The organism is Dietzia sp. SLG310A2-38A2 (assembly GCF_014145095.1).
Taxonomy (GTDB): domain Bacteria; phylum Actinomycetota; class Actinomycetes; order Mycobacteriales; family Mycobacteriaceae; genus Dietzia.
On the sequence record NZ_JAALDX010000151.1, the window covers coordinates 1 to 9,524 of the forward strand.

9 protein-coding genes are annotated in these 9,524 nt (G+C 70.3%); 5 read left to right on the top strand and 4 right to left on the bottom strand.

The features are described from left to right. From G6027_RS05730 to G6027_RS05740, 3 genes are all read left to right on the top strand, one after another. Positions 1–658 (top strand): thioesterase family protein (locus G6027_RS05730; protein ID WP_182636225.1); only part of this gene is annotated, 658 nt, incomplete at its 5' end. A gap of 135 nt (positions 659–793) precedes the next feature. Then, complete coding sequence (locus tag G6027_RS05735; RefSeq protein WP_182636227.1) at positions 794–2,425, top strand: ATP-binding cassette domain-containing protein; 1,632 nt, start codon at positions 794–796, stop codon at positions 2,423–2,425. 138 nt (positions 2,426–2,563) lie between these two features. Further along, complete coding sequence (locus tag G6027_RS05740; protein WP_182636229.1) at positions 2,564–3,001, top strand: universal stress protein; 438 nt, start codon at positions 2,564–2,566, stop codon at positions 2,999–3,001. 70 nt (positions 3,002–3,071) lie between these two features. Here G6027_RS05740 and G6027_RS05745 read toward each other — a convergent pair whose 3' ends face one another. Together G6027_RS05745 and G6027_RS05750 are read right to left on the bottom strand one after the other, a co-directional pair. Then, the gene (locus tag G6027_RS05745; RefSeq protein ID WP_346995642.1) at positions 3,072–4,262 is read right to left on the bottom strand and encodes an alpha/beta fold hydrolase; all 1,191 of its coding nucleotides are present in this window, start codon (positions 4,260–4,262) and stop codon (positions 3,072–3,074) included. Positions 4,263–4,326: 64 nt separating this feature from the next. Continuing rightward, on the bottom strand, positions 4,327–5,565 hold the full coding sequence (locus tag G6027_RS05750; protein WP_241726852.1) for a carbamoyl-phosphate synthase large subunit: 1,239 nt from the start codon (positions 5,563–5,565) through the stop codon (positions 4,327–4,329). A gap of 76 nt (positions 5,566–5,641) precedes the next feature. Here G6027_RS05750 and G6027_RS05755 point away from each other — a divergent pair, with 76 nt between their 5' ends. Both G6027_RS05755 and G6027_RS05760 read left to right on the top strand, forming a co-directional pair. Next, complete coding sequence (locus G6027_RS05755; RefSeq protein WP_182636231.1) at positions 5,642–6,343, top strand: GAP family protein; 702 nt, start codon at positions 5,642–5,644, stop codon at positions 6,341–6,343. A 67-nt stretch (positions 6,344–6,410) separates the two neighbouring features. After that, positions 6,411–6,758 (top strand): hypothetical protein, encoded by a 348-nt coding sequence (locus tag G6027_RS05760; RefSeq protein WP_182636233.1) that lies wholly within the window; start codon positions 6,411–6,413, stop codon positions 6,756–6,758. A 73-nt stretch (positions 6,759–6,831) separates the two neighbouring features. Here the strand turns inward: G6027_RS05760 and G6027_RS05765 are convergent, their stop codons facing one another. Together G6027_RS05765 and G6027_RS05770 are read right to left on the bottom strand one after the other, a co-directional pair. Further along, the gene (locus G6027_RS05765) at positions 6,832–8,406 is read right to left on the bottom strand and encodes an aminotransferase class V-fold PLP-dependent enzyme (protein ID WP_182636235.1); all 1,575 of its coding nucleotides are present in this window, start codon (positions 8,404–8,406) and stop codon (positions 6,832–6,834) included. Then, positions 8,403–9,524 (bottom strand): MFS transporter (locus G6027_RS05770; RefSeq protein ID WP_241726853.1); only part of this gene is annotated, 1,122 nt, incomplete at its 5' end. The genes G6027_RS05765 and G6027_RS05770, both read right to left, overlap by 4 nt.

Consider the following 9,524-nt stretch of genomic DNA (forward strand, 5'->3'; position numbering starts at 1 on the left):
GCGGTTCGAGTGGCGGCCCGGGGTGCGACTGTCCCGGGTCTCGGTCGACGTGCTCGGCCCGGTGCCGGTCGCGGACATGGAGATCGAGGTCCGCATCGTCCGGCCCGGCCGCAGCGTGGAACTGCTCGAGGCCACGGCATCCGCAGGCGGGCGGCCCGCCCTGGTGGCCCGCGGATGGCGGATGCGCTCGACACCGGATGACTTCCCCGTGCACGGCAACCACACCGGCCCCGAGGTGCCGGACGCTCCGCGCGAACGGGGGGCGATGATGTCCTTCGCTCACGCGGACGGATACCTGTCCGTGGTGGACTTCTCCTTCGACCACGGCGACGGCGACTCCCTCGGGCCGGCCCGCGCATGGGGTCGGAGCAGACTCGACCTGGTCGACGGCGAGTCGATGACCGGGTGGCAGCACACGATCCTGGTGGCGGATTCGGCGAGCGGGATCTCCCTGGCCACCGACCCGCTCACGCGTCCGGCGATCAACTGCGACCTGCTGGTCTCCCTGCACCGGGAACCGGAACCGGGATGGGTGCATCTGGACTCCGAGACGCTGGGCGGCCCCGGTCGCGGCGTCATCACCGATACGCTCCTGTCCGACGACCGGGGACGGATCGGCCGCAGCGTCCAGAACCTGTACGGGCGGGGGGTCGGGTGAGAGGGCGGTCGAGGTGACGGGCGGACCCGGGCCGAGCGGAGACCCAGGTCACCGGACTCGTCCCGCGTGTCGCACCGCAGGTAGAGTGGCTGGTCGGCCCGATTCCCCCCGATAGCAGACGAGGTACCCGCGCACGTGATCACCATCGACGACCTGGAGGTGCGCGCCGGCGTGCGCACCCTGCTCCACATGGACGGGTCCTCGCTGCGGGTCCAGCCCGGCGACCGGATCGGCCTGGTCGGCCGGAACGGTGCCGGTAAGACGACGACGATGAGGATCCTCGCCGGCGAGGGTGAGCCGTACGCGGGCACGGTCGTCTCGACCAGCGACGTGGGGTACCTGCCGCAGGATCCCCGCGAGGGCAACATGGACCAGCTCGCGCGCAGCCGCGTCCTGTCGGCCCGTGGGCTGGATGTGCTGATGGTCCAGATGACCGAGGCGCAGGACGAGATGGTCGCCGCTCCGGACGATGCGGCGATGGACAAGGCCGTGCGCCGGTACGGACGCCTGGAGGACGAGTTCTCCGCACGGGGTGGGTACGAGGCCGAGAGCGAGGCCGCCCGTATCTGCAACAGCCTCGGACTCGAGGAGCGGATCCTCACCCAGAACCTGGGCACGCTCTCGGGCGGTCAGCGTAGGCGGGTGGAGTTGGCCCGGATCCTGTTCGCCGCGTCCGACGGGGCGGGAAAGTCGCAGACCATGCTGCTGCTGGACGAGCCCACCAACCACCTCGACGCCGACTCCATCACCTGGCTGCGCTCGTTCCTCGAGAAGCACGAGGGCGGGCTGATCATCATCTCCCACGATGTCGAGTTGCTCGAGGCCGTGGTCAACAGGGTGTGGTTCCTCGACGCCGTGCGCGGGGAGATCGACGCCTACAACATGGGGTGGCAGAAGTATCTCGATGCCCGGGCCACCGATGAGGCCCGGCGCCGCCGCGAACGCGCGAACGCCGAGAAGAAGGCCTCGGCCCTCAAGACGCAGGCCGCCAAGCTGGGCGCAAAGGCCACCAAGGCCGCCTCCGCCAAGCAGATGATCCGCCGCGCCGAGACCATGATGAACGAGCTCGACGCGGTGCGGGTGGCCGACAAGGTGGCGCACATCAAGTTCCCCACCCCGGCCGCGTGTGGCAAGACCCCGATGTTCGCCAAGGGCCTGACCAAGATGTACGGCTCGTTGGAGGTCTTCGCCGGGGTGGACCTGGCGATCGACAAGGGCAGCCGCGTGGTGGTGCTGGGGTACAACGGCGCCGGCAAGACCACCCTGCTCAAGCTCCTCGCGGGTGTCGAGCGCACCGACGGTGAGGGCGGGGTCGTCTCCGGCCACGGCCTGAAGGTGGGCTACTTCGCCCAGGAGCACGACACCCTCGACATGGACGCCAGCGTGTGGGACAACATCCGTCACGCTGCCCCGGACGCCGAGGAACAGGACCTGCGCGGCCTGCTCGGCGCGTTCATGTTCACCGGCCCCCAGCTCGAGCAACCCGCCGGCACCCTGTCCGGTGGTGAGCGCACCCGGCTGGCGTTGGCCGGGCTGGTGTCCTCGGCCGCGAACGTCCTGCTGCTCGACGAGCCCACGAACAACCTCGACCCGATCTCGCGCGAGCAGGTCCTGGACGCGCTGCGCAGCTACGAGGGCGCGGTCGTCCTGGTCACCCACGATCCCGGTGCGGTGGAGGCCCTGGAGCCCGAGCGGGTCATCATCCTGCCCGACGGCACCGAGGATCTGTGGAGCCAGGAGTACATGGAAATCGTCGAACTGGCGTAGACGGCGACCGGCACGGTCGGCCTCGATTTCTCGTCCGCCACCCCGCGGAGTCGTGTCGGAGGGGCTACGGTGAGGGTGTCGCCGGATCCGGCCGGACGCCGGGTACACCGTCGACGGTGTCACCGAGGAGGTCGACCGATGGATGCAAAGCCAGTCGTAGTCGGGATCGACGGGGGCCCGGACTCCCTGAAGGCCCTGGCCTGGGCCGCCGAGTATGCGAGCACGGTCGGGTCGCCCCTGATCGCCCTGGCCGCCGTCGAGACCCCTGCCGTCGTCGGCCCGTACGCCATGGCCGGGTGGGTGGACCCGGAGATCTTGGAGGAGAGGGCGCGGACGATGCTCGCGGATGCCGTGCGGGACACCCTGGGTGACGACGCCCGCGTCGACCAGACCGTCCTTCGCGGCCACCCTGCGGAAGCGATCGTCGCGGCCTCGCGGGATGCCCGGCTCGTGGTGGTGGGGAGCCGGGGGTGGGGTGGTTTCCGGGGACTGCTCATGGGTTCGGTGAGTCAGCATGTGGTCGCACACTCGCGGTCCCCGGTCGTGGTCCTGCCGCGTCAGTCCGAGGACTCCTGAGCCCGGTCGGCGTCGCGCGAAGAGCGTGACCGGCCCCGGCTGCTCCGCGGACAGGTCAGGACTCCGTCTGTCACACCAGACCGGCGAGCAGTGTCGGGAGCCGGGCTGAGACGCCTCGGCGGGGGAGCGCGTTCAGCGCGTCGACCTGACCGGCAAGCGCGTCGTACCGACCGGTGACCAGGTACTCGAGCGCCCTCATCAGCGCCGCGGGGTGGGTGTCCAGCGCACTGTGGCCGTTCTCGATTCGGGTGACCGCCGCGTCCGGGGCGATCGACGCCACGCGGTCGGCGATGTCCGGTGGGGTGCGGAGATCCCTGGTGCCGCTGAGAAGGACCGTCGGCCAGGTGAAGCGGGACGCCTCTCGACTCAGGTCCACCGGCTCCTTGTCGAAACCGGGGAACTGGTGCGCGACCGGCGCATAGGTGAGCGCGGGGTCCAGGGGCCGGCCGTCAGTCGGGGTGCCGTACCCCAATTCGCGGAAGCCGATCGCCCCGGCGAGGTCGAACTCATAGACGCCCGGCACGCGGGCGAGCGAACCGTCCCTGGTCGCGTACGCCTCGAGGAGTCGCCAGGCTGCTGCATCCGGCGTCCACACACGGCCCCGCAGCCGGCCGCGCACCAACGGACCGAGCAGCTCCGGCCCGCCCAACTCATAGGCGGCGCGGACCACGTCGAGCAGTCGTCGGCCGTCCTCTCCACGCGCGTAGAGGCGCCGCACATCCGCCGCGATCGCGGTGTCGGCATCCCAGAACAACGAGCGCACCGCCCGTCGCTCGAGGTCGATGTCCGTCGACGACTGCAGCGCCGAATCCAACACCATGCCGGCGACGCGCTCGGGATACAGGACGCCGACGCAGGACACGACGTAGCTGCCGTAGGAGGACCCTGCCAGATAGGCCGAGTCCACTGCCTCCCGGTCGAGTACCGCGGCGATGTCGCCGGCGACCGCGGCGATCCGCATGGCCGACACAGGCAGGTCCCGGCCGGAGGTGTCAGTGCGGGACAATCCCACACCTCTGTGCTCCACCATGATCAGGTCGAGCCCGAGGCGGGCGGCCCCTCGCCGCAGCCCGCGATACGGCAGTACCGAGCCGAGACCCGGACCGCCGGGGACCAGCACGGTCGGCCGCCGGGTGCGCGGGCCGGTCCGCACGTAGGTCAGGTCGAACGCGGGCCCGATGCCATCGGCCGGCCGCCTGACGCTGCGCATCCCCGTGGTACCGAGGGCCAGCGCCGACACCAGTACGCGGCCCCGGGTCACCTCCGCACCGACCAGAGCACCGACCAGAGCACCGGACCGTACGCGGCAGCCGCTCGCGCGATACTCAGACCCGCTGCTCGTGGACGTCCTCGAGCACAGCGGCGTCGGCCGCGCTCATCCCGGTGATGGGTTCTCCGTTCCACACGATGTCGTCGCCCAGAGCGCCCAGCAGTTCCTTACGCTGGCCGTGACTCAACTTGGCACCGTGGATGAGCGTCGCGGGGCTCCACATCATGGCGAAGGAGTCGTGCCACCCCGAGCCGACGTCCTTCACGTGGAGCAGGTCGTGCAGCGACGTGGGCAGATGCTTGAGTGGCTCGGCGAACGCGTCGGCGAGCACGGCCAGGCTGATCTGACGCTCGACGCCCGGTTCGACGACGAACGCCTCGGGGTTCCGGCCGGTGAGCGCCTGCTCGAGCTGCTCCGCCTCGAGCAGGATGACGCCGTTGGTCGGGCGTGGATTGCACTCGATGGAGTAGAGCTGTCCGTCGTTGTCGACGAAGTCGAAGGAGAGCTGCCCCGTGAACCCCGGGTCGAGCGCGTCGATGATGCGCTGCGTGTAGTCGAGGGTGTCGGTGCTGTCCACCGCCAGGAAGGTGATGCCCGTGCTGTGCGCCCACTGCTCGGGCGCGCGGTAGGTGCAGTGCGCGGTGACCCGGCCGTCCACGACGGTGCTGTAGGTGCACACCATCGGGCCGTCGACGAACGGTTGCACCAGCCACGGCTGCTCCTCGGTGGGGTGGCAGTCGTCGACGGACATCTTCCCCGCCAGCGGCCCGGTGTTGGTCAACAGCCCCACGCCACCGCGCGAGAACGCCGCCCGGGCGAAGTAGCGCGGGTACTTCTCGATTGCGGCCACGAGCGAGGCGTGGTCGGTGGCGACGATGGTCTCCGGGATCGGTACTCCCGACCGCTCCACCAGGCGCTGGAAGCTGGCCTTGTCGTGCAACTGCGCGAGCTTGGCAAAGCTCCCGCCGAAGAGCGTCACGCTCTCGGGCAGGTCCGCGACCCGGGCGGCGAGGTAGAACACCTCCTCGAAGGTCGGGATGATGAGGTCGATGTCGTACTCGGAGACGATCCGGCTGATGTCCCTGATGAACTGGTCGGTCTCGTAGCGGGGGGAGGCCGTGACGGCATGGCCCGCGAGGTACTTCGAGTGACTGCCCGTCGCGCCCGGATAGGTGTCGCTCGCCACCACGGTGTGGCCGAGGCTCCCGAGCTTGCGGATGATGTCCAGGGCGAAGCTGTTCCTGGAACTGGTGACGAGTACGCGCATCGTGGTCCTCTCGGCTCTGGTGACCATCTGCTTATCCTAATCACGGCCACGTAGGGTCCGGCGCCCAATCGGTACTACTGTCGAGACGACGAAATGGGAGCGCATGCACGAGGTGGCGAGATGGATCGCGGCCGTCCCGACACTTGTCGGGTTCGGTCTGGCGCTGGGCCTGAGCCCCGCACTCTATGGCGCGACCGCCGACATCCTGGCGCGGAACCAGCACGTGCGCGCGCGTCTGACATGGTTGCTCTCGGGTCTGACGTCGGGGGCCACCGCACTCGCGTTGTTACTCCACGGTGTCAATCCCGCGAACCTCGTGGCGCAGGTTCACCAACGCGGCGAGGCGGTGGTGGAGAACCACGTGGTCGACCTGGTCGTGGGTGTGATCCTCCTGATGGCGGCCTGCGCGATGGTGGTGTGGCTGCGGGTCGTGCCCGTGCGCCCGCAGCGTCCCGGGCGCGCACCCGATCAGAACGCCCCGCCGGCCGCCCTGTTCGTGCTCGGGTTCAGCTCGGCGATCATCGGTCTGACCACCCTCCCGATCATGTACCTCACGGGCCGTCTGGTCGAGAGCGTGAGCACCGATCCCGTCCTCAGGTTGTGTGCCTTCCTCGTCTTCCTGGTGGCGCTGGTCGCACCGTTCGTCCTCCTCGCATGGGTATGGTCCCGATTCCCCGTCGCCACACGGAAGGTCACCGATGCGTACGAACGAATGCTCGCGTGGGACACACGGTGGGTGTCATTCGGCGTGATGACCTTCGGCGGGATTGCCTTACTGGGATTCGCCCTACTCCTGCACCGCTGATCCGCAGTCGACAGTTAGGTGATCCTTAGCAACTGCTGTGACCAGTGCGTTTGAGACACTTGTCCACATGGACCTCGTTTTTGACATCGTTCTGATCCTGCACTTCATCGGCCTGGCCGGCATCATCGGCGGGTGGCTCGCCACCATCAAGGCGCCTCACATGAACAAGGCGATCCTGCACGGTGCGATCCTCCAGGTGGTCACCGGTCTGCTGCTCGTCGGCCTGCGCGAGATGCAGGACGTGGACCTCAACCACATGAAGATCGGGATCAAGCTCGTCGTCGCGGTCGTCATCCTGGTCGTCGCGGTGATGGGCGTCCGCAAGGAGGCCAGGGCGGCGGGCAGCACCGGGACCCTGGCGACCATCGCCGGCGTCCTCGGCGTGGTCAACGTCGCCATCGCGGTCCTGGTCTGACACGGTCCCGGTCTGACACCTGCGCTCCACACCACGCGCCGCCCCCCGACTCCGGTCGGGGGGCGGTTCGCGTTCACCCCTCCATCACGGCGGCGAGGTACGCGCGCACCAGCCGGGCGCCCACCTCGGCCGGCAGGCGTTCGATCGCCGCGAGCAGTGGGGCCATCCCGCCGTCGTCCCCGTCGCCGGCGAGCACTCCGGCCACCATCGCGTGCACCTCGTCCTCGGGTAGGGCGAGCAGGTCGTCGGGGGAGAGGGCTCCAGCATCCAATGCGACCAGGACGTCGGCGAACGCCGCCGGAGGGGCCGGGTCCGGCATCCCGCGTACCGCCTCAGCCGCCGCGCGTGCCACGTCCAGGATCTCGTCCGTCAGCCGTTCGGTCACCGGGGTGATGGTGAGGTGGGACGACGACGGCAACGCGCCCCGCTCCTGCCGGTAGGCCGGTTGCGCCTGCACGGCGATGCCCCTGCGACCGCACTCGTCCGCCCACAGGTGGGGGTGGACACGTCGAGCATCTCCCACGGCTCCGTCGGCCACCACGGCGATCAGGGGGCCCGGATCGGAGTCGATCACCCGCAGTCCCTCGATGCGGGACAGCCCCTCCACAAGGCGTCCGGTCGCCCGTGCGGTGCGGGCCACGAGTTCGGACTGGCCGTCGTCGCCCAGAGCCTCGAGCACGGCCCATGCGGCAGCTGCGGGTTCGAGGGGCTTGGACCCGGAGAGGGTGGGGTTGACCACCGGGTAGCCCGGCCAGTCGACGGTGGAGAACCATGATGCGCGGTGCCTGACGCGGCCCCGGCTGAGCAGCACCGAGGTGCCCTTGGGGGCGAACCCGTACTTGTGAAGATCGGCCGAGATGCTGGTGACGCGATCGATCCGGAGGTCCCAGGTCGATCCCACCCCGCCCGGCCAGAAGGGCAGCACCAGCCCGCCCAGGCAGGCGTCCACATGCAGGCCGATCCGCGGGTCGTGGTGCGCGTCCAGCCCGGCCGCGACCTGCTCCACCGGGTCGATCACACCGGTGGGGTAGGAGGAGGCCGAGCACACCACCAGGCAGGTGTCATGGTCCACGGCGGCCAGCAGGTCCGCCGCGTCCACCCGGCCCGTGGCGGGGTCCACCTCGACCCCCACGAACCGCATCCCGAGGATGTGGGCGGCCTTGCGGAACGCCGCGTGGACGGTCACCGGGGCGACGATCGTCCCGCCACTGCCGGGGGCCCGCCCCGATACCTCCCGCGCCGCCAGACACGCCAGCACGCAACTCTCGGTGCCGCCCGACGTCACGACACCGTGGACCTCGTCGTCGTCGCCCTCCGGACGGTCGCCGGCGTCCCCGCCCAGGATCGTGCGGACCCTCCTGACGATCCCGCCGTGAATGCGCGCGACCGACCCGAACACGGTCGGGTCCAGACCGTTGACGCCGTGCGCCAACCCGGCCGCGCGGACGGCCAACCGGTCCACTCCCTCCAGTCCCGAGTCGTAGACGTAAGAGAGGACCCTGCCGCCGGTCGTGGGCGGGTCCGATGCCCGCAACGCAGCCAACGTCTCGAGGGCTGCGTCACCTCTCCGGGCGACCAGAGCCTCCAGGGGATCGGTGTCCGCGGGCCCGGCTCCTGAGGATCCGGTGTCCGGGGGTTCGACTGTCATGCGGGCTCCGTCCAGCTCGGGTGTTCGCGGCCCAGCGCCCGGATGACCAGCAGGCTCGCAGCGGTCAAGAGGGCCGGGACGAGGGAGAAACCGAGGACGATGGCCCACAGGGCCGCGTCGGGCTGGTCGGCGACGCCGCCCGAGCGGAAGCCGGTCACCGCGAGAAGCGCCAACACCACGACGGGCCCCAGCGCCATGGATCCCGTCTCGGACGCCGTCCACAGCCCGCTCATCGCCCCGCTGCGACGTCGGCCACCGAGCTCGCGATCCATGTCCGTGGTGTCGGGGAGCATCGACATGGGTAGAGCCTGCATCCCGGCGTAGGCGACCCCCGCGAGCGCGACGGGGACGTGCACCCACATTCCGGGCCAGATGCCTGCGGGGATGAGCATGAGGGCGGCCACGGTGAACAGGATCGTCGCGGCCGCCAGAGCGGGGACCTTGCCCCGGGAGTGCGCGAGGCGGGCCCACAGCGGCATCACCACCAGCGCGGGGGCGATCAGCGCGAGGAACAGTCCGGTGAGCGCCGCCTCGTTGCCCAGGATGTAGGTGGCGACGTACTGGCCACCCGCGAGCATCACCGCCGTGGCCACCGCCTGCAGGCAGAACAGGCCCACCAGCAACCGGAACGGCCGGGTCACCCGCAGCGCGTCGAGTCCGTCGCGGTACTGCCGACCCAGGTCGCCGACCTGTGCGTCCGCCTGCAGGACCGTGCGTCGGCCGGATCCGAGCGTCGCCCACAGCATGCCGCCGAGCATCAGGGCGGACACGGCGACGGCCATCACCACGTATCCCGTCGCCCCGCCGCCCGCGGCCTCGCGCAGGGCCGGACCTCCGCCCCCCACCACGAGGATCGTCGCGGCCAGGACCGCGACGCGCCACGCGAGGATCGTCACCCGCACCGCCGAGTCGCCGGTCAGCTCCGCCGGCAGGGCGAGGTAGGGGACCTGGAAACACGAGAAGGCCAGCGAGGCCAGCAGGAAGAAACCCATGACCCAGACACCGGCCATCGCGGTGCCCCACTGCGTCGGAGCCGAGAAGGTGGCCACGAAGAGCAGGGGCAGGGCGAGCGCCCCGAACAGCATGAGACCCGTCCGGTATCCGGTGCGGTGCGAGGA

What these genes read in the sequence shown, in the direction of transcription:
- G6027_RS05740 (WP_182636229.1), top strand. Translation starts at nt 2,564, where the DNA reads ATGGATGCAAAGCCAGTCGTAGTCGGGATCGACGGGGGCCCGGACTCC.
- G6027_RS05750 (WP_241726852.1), bottom strand. Translation starts at nt 5,565, where the DNA reads ATGGTCACCAGAGCCGAGAGGACCACGATGCGCGTACTCGTCACCAGT.
- G6027_RS05755 (WP_182636231.1), top strand. Translation starts at nt 5,642, where the DNA reads ATGCACGAGGTGGCGAGATGGATCGCGGCCGTCCCGACACTTGTCGGG.
- G6027_RS05760 (WP_182636233.1), top strand. Translation starts at nt 6,411, where the DNA reads ATGGACCTCGTTTTTGACATCGTTCTGATCCTGCACTTCATCGGCCTG.
- G6027_RS05765 (WP_182636235.1), bottom strand. Translation starts at nt 8,406, where the DNA reads ATGACAGTCGAACCCCCGGACACCGGATCCTCAGGAGCCGGGCCCGCG.